At 65.7% G+C, this 16,341-nt stretch carries 14 protein-coding genes; 5 read left to right on the forward strand and 9 right to left on the reverse strand.

The window, feature by feature from the left end; translation table 11 throughout:
- The first annotated feature begins 4 nt into the window (after positions 1-4).
- A complete protein-coding gene (gene rplI / locus M2331_RS09500) occupies positions 5-613 on the forward strand; it encodes a 50S ribosomal protein L9 (RefSeq protein WP_181560057.1) in 609 nt (202 codons plus the stop codon).
- Between the two features lie 105 nt (positions 614-718).
- Here rplI and M2331_RS09505 read toward each other — a convergent pair whose 3' ends face one another.
- Both M2331_RS09505 and folE read right to left on the reverse strand, forming a co-directional pair.
- A complete protein-coding gene (locus M2331_RS09505; RefSeq protein ID WP_181560058.1) occupies positions 719-1,489 on the reverse strand; it encodes an SDR family oxidoreductase in 771 nt (256 codons plus the stop codon).
- Positions 1,486-2,091 (reverse strand): GTP cyclohydrolase I FolE, encoded by a 606-nt coding sequence (folE, locus tag M2331_RS09510; RefSeq protein ID WP_181560059.1) that lies wholly within the window; start codon positions 2,089-2,091, stop codon positions 1,486-1,488. The genes M2331_RS09505 and folE overlap by 4 nt, the downstream gene beginning before the upstream one ends.
- 359 nt (positions 2,092-2,450) lie before the next feature.
- Here folE and M2331_RS09515 point away from each other — a divergent pair, with 359 nt between their 5' ends.
- The 3 genes from M2331_RS09515 (at position 2,451) to M2331_RS09525 (ending at position 6,859) form a co-directional block, all read left to right on the forward strand.
- Positions 2,451-3,659 carry an acetyl-CoA C-acetyltransferase gene (locus M2331_RS09515; RefSeq protein WP_181560060.1) on the forward strand — a complete coding sequence of 403 codons (1,209 nt, stop codon included), beginning with the start codon at positions 2,451-2,453 and terminating at the stop codon, positions 3,657-3,659.
- A gap of 159 nt (positions 3,660-3,818) precedes the next feature.
- Positions 3,819-5,999 (forward strand): 3-hydroxyacyl-CoA dehydrogenase NAD-binding domain-containing protein, encoded by a 2,181-nt coding sequence (locus tag M2331_RS09520; protein ID WP_181560061.1) that lies wholly within the window; start codon positions 3,819-3,821, stop codon positions 5,997-5,999.
- Between the two features lie 266 nt (positions 6,000-6,265).
- A complete protein-coding gene (locus tag M2331_RS09525) occupies positions 6,266-6,859 on the forward strand; it encodes a glutathione S-transferase family protein (protein ID WP_181560062.1) in 594 nt (197 codons plus the stop codon).
- Between the two features lie 15 nt (positions 6,860-6,874).
- On the opposite strand, the gene M2331_RS09530 is transcribed toward M2331_RS09525, so the two are convergent.
- From M2331_RS09530 to M2331_RS09545, 4 genes are all read right to left on the reverse strand, one after another.
- Entirely contained in the window at positions 6,875-8,299 is a 1,425-nt protein-coding gene (locus M2331_RS09530) for an ATP-binding protein (RefSeq protein WP_181560063.1), read from the reverse strand.
- Positions 8,296-9,378, reverse strand: a complete 1,083-nt coding sequence (locus M2331_RS09535; protein ID WP_181560064.1) for a hypothetical protein — start codon at positions 9,376-9,378, stop codon at positions 8,296-8,298. Before M2331_RS09535 ends, M2331_RS09530 begins: the two co-directional genes overlap by 4 nt.
- Before the next feature lie 33 nt (positions 9,379-9,411).
- A complete protein-coding gene (locus tag M2331_RS09540) occupies positions 9,412-10,641 on the reverse strand; it encodes a hypothetical protein (protein WP_181560065.1) in 1,230 nt (409 codons plus the stop codon).
- A 130-nt stretch (positions 10,642-10,771) separates the two neighbouring features.
- Positions 10,772-11,083, reverse strand: a complete 312-nt coding sequence (locus M2331_RS09545) for an Hpt domain-containing protein (RefSeq protein ID WP_181560066.1) — start codon at positions 11,081-11,083, stop codon at positions 10,772-10,774.
- Between the two features lie 268 nt (positions 11,084-11,351).
- Between M2331_RS09545 and M2331_RS09550 the strand changes: the two genes are divergently transcribed.
- Positions 11,352-13,538: a hypothetical protein gene (locus M2331_RS09550; protein WP_181560067.1), complete on the forward strand. Its 2,187-nt coding sequence runs from the start codon at positions 11,352-11,354 to the stop codon at positions 13,536-13,538.
- Positions 13,539-13,609: 71 nt separating this feature from the next.
- Here the strand turns inward: M2331_RS09550 and M2331_RS09555 are convergent, their stop codons facing one another.
- Genes M2331_RS09555 through M2331_RS09565 form a run of 3 tightly spaced genes read right to left on the reverse strand, consistent with a single transcriptional unit; the run spans position 13,610 to position 16,337 of the window.
- Complete coding sequence (locus M2331_RS09555) at positions 13,610-13,894, reverse strand: DUF1467 family protein (protein WP_181560068.1); 285 nt, start codon at positions 13,892-13,894, stop codon at positions 13,610-13,612.
- An 11-nt stretch (positions 13,895-13,905) separates the two neighbouring features.
- Positions 13,906-15,552 carry a ribonuclease J gene (locus M2331_RS09560; RefSeq protein WP_181560069.1) on the reverse strand — a complete coding sequence of 549 codons (1,647 nt, stop codon included), beginning with the start codon at positions 15,550-15,552 and terminating at the stop codon, positions 13,906-13,908.
- A complete protein-coding gene (locus M2331_RS09565) occupies positions 15,549-16,337 on the reverse strand; it encodes a type III pantothenate kinase (protein ID WP_181560070.1) in 789 nt (262 codons plus the stop codon). The genes M2331_RS09560 and M2331_RS09565 overlap by 4 nt, the downstream gene beginning before the upstream one ends.
- Positions 16,338-16,341 lie beyond the last annotated feature (4 nt).

The following is a 16,341-nucleotide window of genomic DNA, read 5'->3' on the forward strand; positions in this document are numbered from 1 at the left end:
ACCCATGGAAATCATTCTGCTCGAGCGTATCGAGAAGCTGGGTGCAATCGGCGACGTCGTAACCGTCAAGGACGGCTATGCGCGCAACTATCTGCTGCCCAACAAGAAGGCGCTTCGCTCCAACAACGCCAACAAGAAGGTGTTCGAGGCCAACCGCGCCAAGATCGAGGCCGACAACGCAGCCCGTCGTGACGACGCTGCCAAGGCGGCCGAGAAGGTCGATGGCGTTCAGGTCGTCCTGATCCGTCAGTCGTCGAACAGCGGCCAGCTCTACGGATCGGTCTCGGTCCGTGACATCGTGGAAGCGCTCCACGAAGCCGGCCACACCAATGTGAGCAAGTCGATGGTCGTGCTGGAACGCCCGATCAAGACGCTCGGCCTGTTCGACGTGCGCGTCTCTCTGCACCCGGAAGTCTCCGTCACCGTTCAGGCCAACGTCGCACGTTCGCCTGAGGAAGCCGACCTGCAGAAGGACGGCGTGGACGTCATGGCCTCCATGTTCGAGAAGGACGAAGCCGGCTTCACTGAGGATTACGATCCCAATGCCGAGCCGGGCGAAATCGCGACCGAGGCTGCCGAGCCGGCTGCCAACGAGGATACGGAAGAGGCCTGAGCCCCTTCCCTCCGCAAGCTTTAGAAACCCCGCCGGACAGATCGTCCGGCGGGGTTTTGCTTTGTGGGAGATCGGATCGGCCGTCACCGGGCGCTGCCGGGCGGTTCAGGTCTCCAGATGCAGAAAATCGCGCGCGTAGGTACGCATATGGGCACCGCCATCGACAATGATCGTCTGGCCGGTCACCGACTCCGCCCGCGCCAGATACAGCACCGCCTCGCCCACCGCTTCCGGCGTCGGCAACACGCCGAGGGGCGCGTGACTGGCAAGCCGCTCCAGTTGCTCGGGCGTATAATCATAGGTTGCGAGCGTCAGCCCCGGCGAGACCGCGTTGACTCGAATGGCAGGCGCCAGCGTGCGCGCCGCGATCCGCGTGAACGCCTCCAGCCCCGCCTTGCCCAGCGTATAGGCGAGCTGGTCGCCATGCGGCTGGGCCAGGCGCTGGTCGAGAATATTGACGATCGAGGCGCCAGCCCCATCGGGCCGGGCCGCCGCAGCAAAGGCCTGGGTCAGCAACACCGGCGCAACCGTATTGACCTGATGATAGTCAGCCAGCTGACCGGCGCTGACATTGGCCAGCTCGCTCTCGCCGAACAGCGAGGCGCTGTTGACCAGCAGATCCGGCGCGCGGCCGAAATGATCGGTTACTGCCGGCATCAGCCCTTCGGCGGCCCCCGGCGTCAGGAAATCCGCGACGAAACCATGCCAGCGCACGCCTGTTGCGGCGAGGCATTCGGACAGGAAGCGATGCGGCTCCGCATCATGCCGGCCATGGATCGCCAACGCATAGCCGGCGCGCGCCAGATGCATGGCGATGCGCGCGCCGAGGCGGCGGTGCCCCCCGGTGACGAGCGCGAGCGGGGCCTGCGCCGTCATTTTACGCCCATGAGGCGCAGCACTTCCTCTCGGCTCTTTTCGTCGCGCTTGAATACGCCCATCATCCGGCTGGTGCGCATGATCGTGCCATGGGTGCGGACGCCCCGCCCGGTCATGCAGCCATGGGTCGCCTCGATCACCACGGCCACGCCGAGCGGCTTGAGATTCTCCCAGATGCAGTCGGCGACCTGCGCCGTCAGCCGCTCCTGCACCTGCAGGCGGCGGGCAAACGCCTCCAGCACGCGAGCGAGCTTGGAGATGCCGACGACATAATCCTGCGGCAGATAGGCGATGTGCGCCTTGCCGACGATCGGCGCCATGTGATGCTCGCAATGAGACTGGAACGGGATGTCAGTCAGCAGCACGATCTCGTCATAGCCGCCGACCTCGTGGAAGATGCGCGAGAGGTGATAGGCCGGGTCTTCGGCATAGCCCTCGCAATATTCCCGCCAGGCGCGCGCGACGCGCTTGGGCGTTTCAATGAGGCCTTCCCGCTCTGGATCGTCGCCGGCCCAGCGGATGAGGGTGCGGATCGCCTCCTCTACATCCTTGGGAACGTCCGGCTTTGCCGGCTTGAGACTGTGTTCGTTCTGGCTGGCCATGCCTACCCCCGGGAAAAGGACAAGAGGACACGCGGGTGTGCATGTCGATATGCTGATGCGGCGCAGATAGGCCGTTGGAACTTTCTATTCAACCGCAGACGCCCGAGTCGGGCCGCTTGCGCCCAAAAGGGCAGCGCGGACTTGGCATGTACGGCTCGCCGTGGCGCCAAAGATTGGGAAATTATGCCCCGCCTGCACGCCTTCCGTTGACGTTAGGGTAAGGCCGAGGATTGGCGGATTTCTCGGGCTTGCATGGACCGCACAACTGGTGAAGCCCGCAGCGAGCCCTTGCGCGAAGGCGATGGCATGGCCCATATTGGCCGCACCAAAGGCCCCGCCAGACCTACAGGAGAGCGACCATGGAAGCCTTCATCTATGATGCCGTGCGCACACCGCGGGGACGCGGCAAGCCGGACGGGTCGCTCCATGAGGTGACGCCGGTACAGCTGGCAGTGCGGGTTCTTCAGGCCATTCGCGATCGCAACACCATCGACACCGCCGATGTGGACGACGTGATCCTCGGCTGCGTCGCCCCGGTCGGCGAGCAAGGGACGGACATCGCCCGCATGGCGGTGCTGACCGCCGGCTATGCCGAGACCGTGCCGGGCGTGCAGATCAATCGCTTCTGCGCCTCGGGCCTGGAAGCGGTGAACATGGCCCTCGCGAAGGTGATCAGTGGCGAGGCGGAGCTGGCCATTGGCGGTGGCGTGGAGAGCATGAGCCGCGTGCCGATGGGCGCAGACGGCGGCGCCTGGGCCTCCGATCCCAATGTCGCCTATGCCAGCTATTTCGCGCCGCAAGGCATTGGCGCGGACGTGATCGCGACCAAGTTCGGCTTCTCGCGCGACGATGTGGATGCCTATGCGGTCGAGAGCCAGAAGCGCGCCAAGGCCGCCTGGGACGACAAGCGCTTCGGCAAGTCGATCATTCCGGTGAAGGATGTGATCGGCCAGGTGCTGCTCGACCATGACGAGCATATGCGCCCGGAAACGACGATGCAGAGCCTCGCCAGCCTCAAGCCCAGCTTTCTCGCCATGGGCGAGGAGATGCCGGGTTTCGACACCATCGCCCTACTCCGCTACCCGGAGCTGGAGCGCGTCAACCATGTCCACCATGCCGGCAACAGCTCCGGCATTGTCGATGGCGCGGCGGCTGTGCTGATCGGCAGTAGGGCGATGGGGGAGAAATATGGGCTCAAGCCGCGCGCCCGGATGAAGGCCATGGCGTCGGTCGGCTCCGAGCCGATGATCATGCTCACGGGGCCGGAAAACATTGCCGACAAGCTTCTGAAAAAGGCTGGAATGTCGGTCGGCGATATCGACCTGTGGGAGCTGAACGAAGCCTTCGCCAGCGTCGTGCTGCGCTACATGCAGGCGATGGGGCTCGATCACAGCCAGATCAACGTGAACGGCGGCGCCATCGCCATGGGCCATCCGCTCGGCGCGACCGGGGCCATGGTGCTGGGCACTGCGCTCGACGAGCTGGAGCGCTCCGGCAAGGGCACGGCGCTGATCAATCTGTGCGTCGGCGCGGGCATGGGCACGGGCATCATTATCGAGCGGGTTTGAATCCAGAAGTCCGTTCGCCCTGAGTAGGGGCTGAGCCTGTCGAAGACCCGTATCGAAGGGTCTTTCCGTGGCTCGATCCTTCGATACGCCACTTCGACAAGCTCAGTGGCTACTCAGGATGAACGGAGGGAACAAAATTGAACGAGTCAGGAGGCACACATGGCTACGAGCATCACGACCGAGATCGACGGCGACGGCATCGCCCTTCTCACCATCGACGTGCCGGGGCAGTCGATGAATGTCATCACGCCTGACTTCCTGACCGACTTCGCCGCCGCCATCGCACGGATCGGTAGCGAGGAGGCCATCAAGGGCGCCGTCGTCTGCTCCGGCAAGGACAGTGGCTTCATGGCGGGCATGGACCTCAAATATCTCTCGGCCATGCTGCGCGAGGCGACAACCGGCGATGTCGACATGGCCGCCCTGTTCGACAATGTCTTCACCCTCAACGACTTGCTGCGCAAACTTGAGACTTGCGGAAAGCCGGTCGCCATTGCCATCGAAGGTACGGCCATGGGCGGTGGTCTGGAGCTGGCGCTCGCCTGCCATCACCGCGTGCTCAGCAACAATCCCAAGGTGCAGATCGGCCTTCCGGAAATCCTCGTCGGCCTGTTCCCCGGCGGTGGCGGCTCACAGCGCCTGCCCCGCCTGATCGGCATCCAAGGCGCCCTCATGTACATGCTGCAGGGGAAAAGCTGGCGTCCCGCCGAAGCGGCGGCGATGAAGGTCGTCGATGAACTGGCCGACCCCGGCCAGACTGTCGATGTCGCCAAGGCCTGGGTGAAGGCCAATCCCGATGCCCACACCCAGCCGTGGGACGTCAAGGGCTTCAAGGTCCCTGGCGGATCGGGGCAGTTCAACCCCGGCTTCATCCAGACGATGATGGCCGCGACGGTGATGACCACCAAGCAGACCCAGCGGAACATCCATGCGCCCCATGCGCTGCTCAGCGCAGTCTATGAGGGCCTCCAGTTGCCGATGGACCGGGCGATCCGGGTCGAGAGCAAATATTTCGCCAAGGTGGTGGCCGATCCGCAGGCGGGCAACATGGTCCGCACGCTGTTCGTCTCCAAGCAGGCCGCCGAACGCGGCGCGCGGCGTCCCACCGGCGTCGAGAAGGCCCCCACAAGAAAGCTGGCCGTGCTCGGCGCCGGGATGATGGGCGCGGGCATCGCCAATGTCGCGGCGCAGGCCGGTATCGACGTGGTGCTGCTCGACCGCGATCTGGCCTCGGCGGACAAGGGCAAGGCCCATGCGCAGGCGCAGATGCAAAAGCGCATCGGCCGGGGCATGACGCCGGATAAGATGGAACAAGCCCTCGCCCGCATCATGCCGGCGGACAGCGTGGACGCGCTGCAGGGCTGCGATTTCGTGATCGAGGCCGTGTTCGAAGACCCTGCGATCAAGGCGGAGATCACCCAGCGGGTCGAATCCGTGCTGGGGCCGGACGTGATCTTCGGCTCCAACACCTCCACCCTGCCGATCTCGGGCCTCGCCAAGGCCTGGTCGAAGCCGGAAAATTTCATTGGCGTGCATTTCTTCTCGCCGGTGGAAAAGATGCCGCTGGTCGAGATCATCCTCGGCAAACAGACCGGCGATGCCGCCGTCGCCAAGGCGCTCGATTTCGTCGCGCAGATCCGCAAGACACCCATCGTCGTCAATGACTCGCGCGGTTTCTACACTTCGCGCTGCTTCGGCACTTATGTGCAGGAAGGCGCGCAGATGCTGGCCGAGGGCATCAATCCAGCGCTCATCGAGAATGTCGGGCGCCAGCTCGGCATGCCGGTCGGCCCGCTCGCCGTCTCGGACGAGGTCTCCATTGAGCTGGCCCATAAGGTGACGCTCGCCGCGAAGGCCGCGCTGGGCGATGCCTATGTGCCCGCCAAGGCCGACGATGTTGTCGCGCATATGGTCGAGATCGGCCGCCTCGGCCGCAAGAACGGCAAGGGCTATTATGATTACCCGGCTGACGGCGGGAAAAAGGCGCTCTGGCCCGGCCTTGCGGCGGAGTTCCCCCGCGCGCTCAACCAGCCGACCCCGGCCGAGGTGCGTGAGCGGCTGCTCTACCGCCAATTGGTCGAATGTGCCCGCTGCTTCGCCGAGGGTGTGCTGGTGACACCACAGGATGGCGATATCGGCGCGATCTTCGGCTGGGGCTTCGCGCCCTATACGGGCGGCCCGTTCAGCGCGATCGACACGATCGGCCCCGCGAAGGTCGTCGAGGTTCTGGATCGGCTGACGGCGGCGCATGGCGAACGCTTTACGCCGACAGAGCAGTTGCGGGAGATGGCAGCGAGCGGCCATGGCTATTATGACGGCGCGCAGGTGAAGGCGGCCTGAGATGATAATAGGCTGCCGTTAAGCAGCAAGGATCGCCCTATACCCTCTCCCCTTGAGGGAGAGGGATGCGCAGGCTTGGCAGCGTGCTGCCTAGCCGAAGCTGGGAGAGGGGTAAGCGATCCACGGGATCGCGCGGATCATGGATCCGCCACCCCTCATCCAACTTCGCCTAGCCGCCGATAGCGGCAAGGCTCCGTATCCTTCTCCCTCAAGGGGAGAAGGATTAAGCTTGTCACAGCCTTTGCCGGCATCAGGGAGGACAACCCATGCTCACCCTCTATATCGCCCCGGGCGCCAGCTCGATGGCCCCGCACATCGCGCTCGTGCACATAGGGGCGCCGTTCGAGCTACGTTCGCTCTCCTTCGCCAAGCGCGAGCAGGCAGAGCCGGCCTATCTGGCGATCAATCCCGAAGGCAAGGTGCCGACCTTGGTGACCGATGAGGGCACGCTGACCGAAGTAGCGGCCATCCTCTTCTATCTCGCGCGGCGTTTTCCCGAGGCCGGACTGCTACCGGATGACCCCATGGGCACCGCGGAGGCTCTTTCATGGATGTCGTTCGCCGCGTCGACGCTGCATCCCTCCTTCATTGCCGGGCAAGAGCGCGCGGAGGCTGCGCTCGAACAGGCGGAGCATCGGCTTGCGGGTCAGGAATGGGCGGTAGGCGGCAGGCTTTCGGTGGCCGACATCCACCTTTTCCGACTATTCTGGCGGATGCGACACACGCTCGCCCTGCCGGTGGAGAACTGGCCGGGCCTCACCGCTCATTATGACCGGATGATGGCGCTGCCAGCCGTTCGCAAGACCTGTGAGATCGAACAGTCGATCGGCTATGAGTTGCGAGGTCTGCGGGTGCCCTGAACGCTACGCCTCAGGTCAGGCGTCCGCCCACACCGGCAGATCGAGCGTGAAGCGGGCGCCCTGCCCCAGCGCGCTCTCGACGGTCAGATCGCCGCTCATCGCGCGGGCAAGGCGGCGGGAGATATAGAGCCCCAGCCCGCTACCATCCCCGCCGGAGAGACCCAGCCGCTCGAACCGCTCGAAAATGCGCTGGTGATCGGCGGGGTCGATGCCGCCTCCCTGATCCGCGACGACGACGCGGGCGCGCCCGCCCTCGCTATCGACGCGCACCCAGATGGTGCTGTCGCGCGGCGTGTGCCTCACCGCATTGCCGATGAGATTGACGAGAATCTGCAGCACGCGGCGATACTCACCGCAAGCCATGGCGCTCTCACCCAGCGGCGGTGTCTGGATACGGATGCCGCGCTCGCCGGCACGAACATGCAGCAGGCCGGCGGCTCGGCGCGCCAGATCGGCCAGATCGACGCGCTCCTTCGCCACCCGGAAATCGGGGCGCTCAATGGCGTGAAGATCTGACAAGTCATCGACCAGATCTAGCAGATGGCGGCTGGCCTGGGCGATGTCCGCGCCATAGCCTGCATATTCCTCTCGCAGTTCACCATGCGCCTGCGCAGCGATGCTGCCGGCATTGGCGATGATCCGCCCGATCGGTTGGCGAAGGGCGCGGTCCAGCCGGGGGGCGAAGCCGGCATCGAACATGCCATCGCCAAAGAGATCGTGGATCTCCGCCGACGGCGCCTCTGCCTCGACGCGGGGTCCCTGTGCGGGCTGGCTCTCCTGCGGCACCGCGCGGCCGCGATAGCCCATCAGCGCGCCATGCTCATCGAACAGCGGCTCGCCGGAAATGCGATAGAAGACGGCATCGTCGGCCCGCAGGCGCGCATGCTGGTCCGTAAACGGCATGCGCAGCGCCAACGCCTCAACCAGCGGCATCGGCGACACATCGTCCGCAATGATCGCATCGAGGCGGAAATAGGCCGTCAGCGGCTCGCCATCGCGGGGCGGCTCATGCCCGATGGCGGCGGCGTCTGCCGCAACCTGCCGGAAGCGCAGTTGCGTATCCACCTGCCATGGCCAGCCCGGCTCAACGGGCGCCAGACGGCGCGCCATCAGCACGCCCAGTTCGCCGGGCCATTGACGCGGAGCGCGCACCTGCCAGTCGACGATAGACATGGCATAGCCGTCCGCCTCCGGGCGGATCTGCACCCACATGCTCAGATCAGCCTCGCCCTGAGCCGCCTGCACCGCGCGGGAAATCGGGATGCGCAGGCGCGCGGCGAGGCGGACGAGCGCGGCCAGCGCGGGAATGGCGAGCGGCCCGTGCGGATCGCCGCCGGCATCGGCCTGCAACCGCGCAAGCGGCGCGTCGGCCGCGATGATGCGGCCGTCGCCGTCCAGCCGCGCCAGGATTGGCTCCGTGCCGGGGCGCGCGACTGTCATCGGCCGTCCAGCAGAGCGAGCTTGTCCGCCAGCGCGCGCGGGTTCATCCGGTCGAGCAGCCATTGCATGGCCTGCTCCGCATCGAACGCGCGATAGCCCTCGACGAAAGCGACCAGCGCGGCATCACCCCCTTCGGCGAGACCGGTGACCGGGCCGAGCATCTCTGCGACCTGAAAGGCGCCGGGATCGTCCACGCCCATGACCCGCAACAGGGCGAAGCGATCGCGATCCTGCGGGCCGATCAGCGCCTCCAGCACCTCGTCCAGCGCAATGCCGCCCTCGCACTCCACGATGGCGGCGAAGAGCAGCAGCCGCGCTTCCGCCAGCGCGTGCGGGGCGATGGCGAAGCGTTGATCCGAATTAAGCGCACGCGCGCAGCGGCGGGCCTGTGCGATGGCGCCCTGCCCTTCATCATGCCGGGCAATCAGCCCCTCGGCGGCGCGCGCGATGGCTGCCGTAAGCATGGGATCAGCGCCGGCGGCTTGTGCGCTGCTGCCGTTTACCAGCAGGGCCGCGACGGTCCACACGAGATCGTGATAGAGATCGGCCGGCAGGTCCGGCAGCATCGTTGCGTCGAGCAACATCGGCCCGCACCAGTTGCGCTCCGCCAGCGCGAGGCCAGCCAGTGCATCGAGATACCGACCATTGTCGCTGGCCTCGCTCTCCAGCCGCGAGCGATCGCCATGGCGACCCTCGAGCCGATATTGCCGCATCAGCAGCGACACGCAGGCGCGATGACGCAGATGGCGCAGCAGGTCCGGCGAAAGCACGGCGATGTCCCGCTCGATCGCCTGCCGCGCATAACCGGCATCGGGCATGGCGGAGGCCGAGGCCACGGGCTCGCGGGCCAGTCCGGCGACCAGCGCCTGCTCGACGGCGTTCATCAGCCCGGCAAGATGGATGCGCGTTTCGGCCAGCAAGGCATCGGTCCAGCGGCCCGGCGCATCGTCGGCCAGTCGCGCGAGATCGGCCCCATGGCGAACCTCCAGCGCCAGCCCGCGAGCAAAGCGCGCGGCAAACACCGCGCCTTCCCGCTCGCCGCCATGGCGTTGCTGAACCGGTTCACCCACGCCCGTCATGCCCCATCCCTAGCCAAACAGGCTTAACAGGCCCTAAAATTCGGACCTTCCCAAATGGAACAGTCGCGCGGCCAGAAGACCGGCCAGAACCCAGCCGAGCAGCGCAAAGGCTATTCCCACATAGCCGACGATAACGCCGCCAAGCACCATCAGCAATGCCGCCGGGACGCCGGGACGAAGCTGCACTTCCCAAAGCGCAGTGGGCGGCGTTCGTTCCGACCCGAAGGTGAAAAGAGTGAGGAACAGCAGCACGAACAGCACCGTCGTGAGCGCCAGCGGGTCCGCTCCCGCCGCGCGCAAACCGGTCATGCCCAACAGCAGCAGCGCGCCGCCCTGCACCAGCGCCAACGGCCACCGCCGACCGGTCGCGCGCAGGGTCAGTTGCGCATAACGGTCCGCCAGCGCCGCGATGCCGAGCGCCGGCAGCATGAGGAGCAGCGCCGGGAAAGCCCATCCGCTGAGTCCCACTGCCACGCTGCCCGCGCACAGCAGCACGGCGAGCAGCGCGATATGTCCCGGTTCCGCCTGCCGGTGCATCAACTCGCGCAGCAACGTACGCGAGAGCGGCGCCAGCAAGGCCGCAACGCCGCCGCCATCGCGCCAGCTTGCGTCGGGGGCGTAATCGCTGAGGGCATTCAGCGCCAGATCGGCGCTGGACTGATCGGTGAGGAAGGCCAACCGGCCCTGCAGCACCGGCTCGGGCGGCAGCATGATCCGCTCCACGCCATCCTGAACGGCGCGACGGAGCAAGGTGAGCACCAGATCCCACTCGCCCAGCATATCCAGCGTTGCGAGCAGCCGTTCCCCGGAAACACAGAACGCCCCGCCCCACATGCTGCTGGCATCCAGCCGCTCGAAGCTGGCCGTGCTCGCGCCAGAGGGCAGCACCAGCACCGCCTCGCCACCGCTGATCGTCAGGGCGTCGAGCGCTTCTGAGGGGATCACCGCCCCTTCCGCCATCAGCAGAACGAGGTCTTCCGGTGCAATCGTGCGGGCCAGTTCCGGCATGTCGCGCACCACGCTCACCGGGCAATCGGTCTCTCGCGCGATGTGATCGGCCATGCGGGTGAGGCCGGGCAAGTCCGCCTCGGCCGCCGCCGCATCGGCATGGATGATGAGCTTTTCCGCGCCCGCGCCAAGCGCCAGCCGCGCCTGATACTCGATGAGGCTCTGGCCGCCAAAGTCCAGCAGCGCCGATGACACGGGCGACTGCAGACCGTCCCGTGCGGCATTGCGCGCACTGAGCAGAGCGACCAGCACCATGGATGCTACCTAGAGACCGACATTCGACACAGACAATCTGTCTGGCAATGCGGTGGCCTGATTGCAAGGCCCCCGTTTCGACACATGGGGCTGCCTGGAGAGTAATCAGCCGACACATACGGTCGGGCTGTCAGTCTTCGTTTTCCGCCCCGACCGTCGCGAGCGCCTGGGTGATGCGCCGCAGGATGACCGGATCGCCCGGCGCGCCCATCAGCGCTTCATCGGCGAGGTTCATCAGGCGATTGACGCCAAAGCTGGCGCAGAGCCCCTTGAGTCGTAGCGCCGCCATCGTCCAGTTCGCATCGCAGCGGGAACGGGCGAGAAGATCAACCTGCCGGCCTGCGCTCTCGAGGAATGCGCGACGCAAATCCGCGATGAGCGCACGGTCGGAACCGACTGCCGCAGCAAGGGCTGCTTCGAGCGTGCCAGGATCATATGCCATGGCCATCTGATAACCTTCGAAAGGTGAACAGAGTGTAAAACCGGGTTCCCCCTCAGAGGGAACATGTTAAGGAAATGCCATGTCCGACGCCCGAAAAGTCGAAAATCCGTCCCAAAACGGTACGGATGGGCGGGACATCGACCAGATTAGCGGCATCAATAAGGGGCCAGAACACGTGAAACAGGACGGCGTCTCGCGCCGCAACGAGTCGGATGCAGGCTGGGATGCGCCCGCCTTTCCCGATCGTTCCTCTGGGGGAGATCAAGGCATGGCCACATCCTTCGCAAGCGGCGCCGCAGAGCGCGAACCGCTCAGCCCGGCGCGGAAAGCCGCTCTGGGGGGCTTGGGGGTCATTGCCGTCGGCTGGGTCGCGCTTGTGGTCGCCAGTGGGACCGATCCGGACATCGGCGCGCGCTCCGCATGGCTGATCAACCTGATCGCAGTCGCGACGGCACCCTTGTTGATCCTTGGCGGCCTCGCCGTGATCCTGATGCGACGCCCGGCCGCGGCTGTAGCCTCGCTCAGCGCCGACGACGCCGCGCAAATCACCAGCGAAGCGCGCCAGGCCCTGACCATGCTCACCGACGTGAACGGCCAGCTCGCCGGCCAGACCCGCGAAACCGCCCGGGCAGCCGAGGCGGCGAGCGAGTCCCTGCGCCGATCCATGACGGACATCGCCGCGCAGACCGACCTGCTCGGCCAGAACAGCACGACCTCGCTCTCACGCGTGAGTGCCGTCGGCGACCGTCTCGCCGCGATGGTCGATACGCTGCCCAAGCTGGAGGACCGGCTGGCGACACTGGGCGAAACGCTCGCACGGGTCGGTGGCGATCTTGGCCAGCGCCACGACGCGCTCGATCATCAGTTGCAGGCGACAGCTTTGGTGGCGGAGGAAGTCCGCCTGCAGCTCACCGATGCCGGCAAGGCGCTCTCGGCGCAGATCTCCGGGCTGCGCGACGGCGCGCATGACGCGGGAGAAGAGCTGACCAATCTCTCCGAACTCTCCTCCGCCCGTCTCGACCTCACCATCGACCGCGTGAAATCCGTGCTCGATGCGACCGAGCAGCGCCTCGATGCGCAGAACGCCGCGCTGGCCGCGCTCGTCGAACAGAGCGCCGCGGCGATCGACCGCGCATCCAGCGGCGGCCTGGATCGCTTCGCTTCCACCTGCCGCGAGATGGAAGCCCTGCTCGACGGTCTCGATGCCCGATTGGAAGGGCAGACCGGCAGGAGCACGCAGTGGCTGACCCAGACGAGCGAGCAAGCAGTCGCGCTTGCCCATTCGTTCGATGCGCTGGAGCAGGCCTCGCTCGCCCGCACCCAGCAGCTTTCCGGCACGCTCAGCCGGCTGTCAGGGGAAACCCAGGCCCTGATCGAGACTCTGGGGCGCGGCGATGGCCATGCCGGTCAGCTTATCCAGCGCACCGAAGCGCTGCTGCTCGCCCTGGACAGCAGCGTGCGCGAGCTCGACGAGAGCCTGCCGGCCGCGATTGGCCGGGTTGAAAGCCAGCTTGGCACGATGCACGAGCGCATCCGCACGGCAGGGCCGGCGCTTGAAGCCGTGGAAGCGGTGGCGACCGGCGTCGTCAGCCAGTTGCGCGAGTCGGACAAGGCGACCAACACCCAGCTCAGCGTGCTCACCGAGGCTTTGTGCAAGTCTCAGGATGCCCTTTCCGCGCAGCGCCAGCAAATCGCGGCGCTGGCCGATGCGGTCGAGCAGGCAGGTCGTGGCATGGAGGTGCTTGGCGAGACGGTCGGCCCGCGTCTGGCGGAAGCGCTGGGCGAAGTCCGCAATGCCGCCGACGCTGCTGCCTCACGCGCGCGAGAAGCGATGGACAACGTGATCCCGGCAGCCGCGCAGGGGCTCGCAGTGGCCAGCGACAAGGCCATCCGGCAGGTGGTTGAGGCGACCGTCTCGAGCGAACTGGCCCGGCTGGCTCAGGCGGCCGACGAGGCTGCGCAGACCGCCCAGAAGGCAACGCACAAGCTGAGCGGCGACATGCTGACCCTCGCCGAAGCCGGCATGACGCTCGACCTCGCCATCAGCGCACATCGCGAGAAGCTGGAGACGCAGGACCGCGATCTGATCTCCGAACGATCGGCCATGCTCATCGGCGCATTGGGCGAGCACGCCATCGATGTCGGCAAGTGGTTCGACAAGGATGTCTCGGACAGCGACTGGAACGCCTATCTCAAGGGCGACCAGGGCCTATTCGCACGGCGCGCGACCAAGCTGGTCAACAATGCAGAGGCGAAGCAGATCCACGCCCTCTATCAGGACGATGCCACCTTCCGCGAGCATGTGAACCGCTACATCCGCGACTTCGAGATGCTGCTGCGCACGGTGATGGCCGCCAAGGACGGCAGCACCCTGGCGCTGACAATGATCTCGTCGGATATCGGCAAGCTCTACGTGGCGCTTGCCCAGGGCATCGACCGGCTTCGGCCAAATTGAGGCCGAACTGAGCGGGGCGCGCGGCTGAAACCGCGCGCCCGCCTCCCCGCTTATTGCCGGAGGCTCTGCGCTTACTGCCGGAGGCTCTCAGGGGCGTTCAAAAACCCGTCGAAGCTGCGGATGGTCACCCAGCCATATTCCCAGTTCGCGTAGAACAGCGCGAAGAACAGAGCGGAAAGCGCCGTCGTGCGCAGGATCATGCGGAAGAAGCGAAACTCATGGGGCGCGCTGTCCGCCTGCCCCGGCACCTTCTCCTTCCCAAGCTCGTCGCTGGTGCGCACGCCGAACGGCAGCACCAGAAACAGGCTGAGAAACCAGATCAGAAAATAGATCGCCAGCGCGGAGCCGATTTGCATCCTCGCCTCCCTCAGCCGGCCTGCACGATCATCACGTCGACGATCGGCTTCTTGCCGGTCCACTCGAACGCCACGCGCCGCGCGCCGATGCGCACCGCTTCCCGCAGGGATTCGACGTCCCCACTCGCCTTGCCCTTGGCGACAACCGCGCCCACAGCTTTGGCCGCATCAGCCAGGAACTGCTCGCGATCATCCTCCACCGGCACGCCCTTGGTGCGGATGTCCGGCGCGCCGAGCATCTTGCCCTTGGCGGAAATGGCGAGGCCCACGCTCATATGGCCGTGGATCATGATCTTGCGGCGCTCGTTCATGGTGTTGCCATCGGCCGGCAGGATCACATCGCCATCCAGCACGAGGCGCCCGGCGCGCGTCTCGCCGATCTTGTGCGGCCCATCGGGCGCGAGGCGGATGATGTCGCCATTGGTCTGCACGATGCCGCGCTCGATGCCCTGCTCCGCGGCAAAGCGCGCCTGCTCCGCCATATGGCGCAATTCGCCGTGCACCGGCACAATCATCTCGGGCCGGATCCAGCCATACATCGCCGCCAGCTCCGGCCGCCCGGGGTGGCCGGAGACGTGGATATGCGCGTCATTCTCGGTGATCATCACCACATTCTTGGCCGCCAGCGCATTCTGGATGCGGCCGATGGCCAGCTCGTTGCCGGGAATCTTGCGCGACGAGAAGATCACCGTGTCGCCGGTATCCAGCTTGATCGGGTGTTGATCGGTCGCGATGCGGGCGAGCGCGGCGCGGGATTCGCCCTGGCCGCCAGTCGCGATGATCATCGCTTCGCGCGGCGGCACCGCCATGATCGCGTCGAAGTCCAGCATCGGCGGCAGATTCTGCAGATAGCCGCAGCTCTTGGCGATGGTGATGATGCGATCGAGCGAGCGCCCGGCGACACAGAGTTTGCGCCCGGTGAGCCGCGCCACATTGGCCAGCGTCTGCAGGCGCGCGGCATTGCTGGCGAAGGTGGTCACCACCACCCTGCCCTTGGCGCCGGCAATCGTACTCAGCAGATCGGCCTGCACAGAGCCTTCCGAGCCGCTGGCCTCGGGATTGAACACATTGGTACTGTCGCAAACGAGCGCCAATACGCCCTCGTCGCCCACGGCTTTGAGTTCTTCCGCCGTGGAGGGCACGCCGATCTGCGGCTCATCGTCGAGCTTCCAGTCGCCGGTATGGAAGATGCGGCCAAAGGGCGTCTCGATCAGCAGCGCATTGCCTTCCGGGATCGAGTGCGCGAGCGGTAGGTAGCGCATCCGGAATTCGCCCAGTTCGAAGCTCTCGTCCTCCTGGATGACATGCAGCGTCACGCTGTCCGTCAGACCTTCCTCGGCGAGCTTGCCCCGCACCAGACCGGCAGTGAACGGCGTCGCATAGATCGGCACGTCGAGATCGGCCGCAAGATAGGGCACCGCGCCGATATGATCCTCATGCCCATGGGTGAGCACGATGCCGAGCAGATCCTTCTGCCGCTCCTCGATGAACGCGGTGTCCGGCATGATGAGATCTATGCCGGGGAAGGACGGATCGGAGAAGGTCACCCCCAGATCCACCATCAGCCATTTGCCACGACAGCCATAGAGATTGAGATTCATGCCGATTTCGCCTGACCCACCAAGGGCCAGGAAGAGAAGTTCATCGCCTGGCGTCATGCACTTTTTCCGCTGCGTTCATAGAGGAGTGCCAGGCCGGTCAATGTGAGATCCGGCACGATGGCATCGAAGAGATCGGTCTTCTGGTCGAACAAGATGGCGAGGCCGCCGGTGGCAAGAACAGTCGCCGGGCGGCCGATCTCCTTGCGCATCCGCATGACCAGCCCCTCCATCATTGCCACATATCCCCAGAAAACACCAATCAGCATCTGGTCCTCCGTGGTGCGGCCGATCACGGAATCATTGTTACGGGGGGATTCGATGGCGATGCGGGGCAATTTCGCGGCATTGTTCACCAGCGCATCGAGCGACAGGTTGATGCCCGGCGCAATGATCCCGCCCTTATAGGCGCCGGTATAATCGATATAGTCGAAGGTGGTTGCCGTGCCGAAATCGATGACGATGAGATCGCCTTCATAGGCGTCATGGGCGGCGATGGCATTGAGCGCGCGATCCGCACCGAGCGTCTGCGGCATCGGCACGTCCACATTGATATGCCATTCCACCGGTGGTTTGCCCGCAATCAGCGGCTCGACGCCGAAATATTTGCGGGCGAGCGTATCGAGATTGTGCATCGCGCGCGGCACGACGGTAGAGACGATCACCGCCGTCACATCCTTCATGCCCAGCCCTTCGAGCTGGAGCAGCTGGTTGATCCACACGGCATATTCATCGCCGGTGCGGCGCGGATCGGTGGCGATCCGCCAGCGCGCGCGGATCGTGCGATCGGGCGCGATCAGCGCGAAGACGACATTGGTATTTCCGGCATCGATGGCTAGCAACATGGGC

This window comes from Sphingobium sp. B10D7B, assembly GCF_025961955.1.
Lineage (GTDB): Bacteria > Pseudomonadota > Alphaproteobacteria > Sphingomonadales > Sphingomonadaceae > Sphingobium.